Origin of the sequence: Arenibacter flavimaris (assembly GCF_030291335.1) — a bacterium.
GTDB lineage: Bacteria > Bacteroidota > Bacteroidia > Flavobacteriales > Flavobacteriaceae > Arenibacter.
In genome coordinates this window covers 1-1165 of record NZ_JASWIM010000090.1, presented here as the reverse complement: position 1 = coordinate 1165, position 1165 = coordinate 1, and the positions used below count along the sequence as shown (strand labels likewise).

Genomic DNA, 1165 nt, shown 5'->3' with positions numbered 1-1165 from the left:
TCGTTTCGGGGAAGAATTCTTCCCCGAAACGGTCTTTGTATTCCCTAGGTGGTATATCTCCCAAAGCGGAGTGGGGATGCTTCCTGTTGTAGTCCTCCCTCCATTTATCGGTCAGGGTTCTTATCTGGTGCAGATCGTTGAACCAATATGCATCCAGTACATCTTCCCTATAAAACCTGTTCAGGCGTTCCATATAACCATTTTGCATGGGCTTTCCAGGTTGAATGAACCTTAGTTCGACCCTTTTCCTTTTACACCATTCGGCCAAGGTCTTGGAGATGAACTCCGGACCGTTGTCGCAACGTATCGTTTTTGGGAGACCTATTTCCTCTTCCAAGTTTTCCAAGGTCTCCACGACCTTTCTGGCCGGATAATTAAGCCCTACGTCCATGGCCAATGCTTCACGGTTGCAATCGTCCATAACATTGAACACCCTTACTTTTCTTCCGTCCGAAAGCACGTCCGCCATGAAATCCATGCTCCATACCTCATTGATCATTGTTGGTGCGTCCAATGGGTACTTTACCCTTGAGGGCAGTCTTTTCTTATGTTTTCTGCGCAGCTTTAGCCCCATCTTCCTATACACCCGCAGTACACGTTTTCGGTTCCATTTATGGCCTTCACGACGAAGCCGTTTGTAATACACCTCAAATCCCCTTGTCGGCAATTCTTCCGCCAATCTTGATAGTGCATCGATTACCCCGGCATCGTCCTTTCGAGTATGGTAGTACCACATTGAACGGGCCAGCCCGATCACTTCGCAGGATCGCGATACACAGACCGAATACGTCTCTTGGAGATATTTGGCACGGTGCTTCTTGTCGGAAGGCCCTAGAACTTTTTTGACAGTACGTCCTTTAGCATACGTACATCCAGACTTACATCCGCATACATCTGTTTGAGCTTGCGGTTTTCATCCTCAAGCTCCTTCAACCGTTTCATATGGGCCACTTCCATGCCACCATATTTCTTGCGCCAATAGTAAATGGTACTCTTGTCAATGCCGAGTTCCCTGGCAACTTCGGGCACTCCGCGTCCCTGTTCGATCTCTTTGAGGGTCTTAATGATCTGGCTTTCGCTAAACTTGCTTTTCTTCATGTGACAGTTAAAATTTAAAATTAATAAATTTGAATTTTATACTGTCCTATTTTTAGGGAAGGCTACA

The 1165-nt window shown here is 46.4% G+C and carries 1 protein-coding gene; it reads right to left on the bottom strand.

The window, feature by feature from the left end; all coding sequences use genetic code 11:
- A protein-coding gene (locus QSE00_RS25125) for an IS3 family transposase (RefSeq protein ID WP_286108021.1) occupies positions 1-1098 on the bottom strand; the annotation gives its coding sequence in 2 pieces (ribosomal slippage) (positions 1-837 and positions 837-1098; 1099 coding nt annotated over the 2 pieces). This gene is flagged as partial in the annotation.
- Positions 1099-1165: the final 67 nt, after the last annotated feature.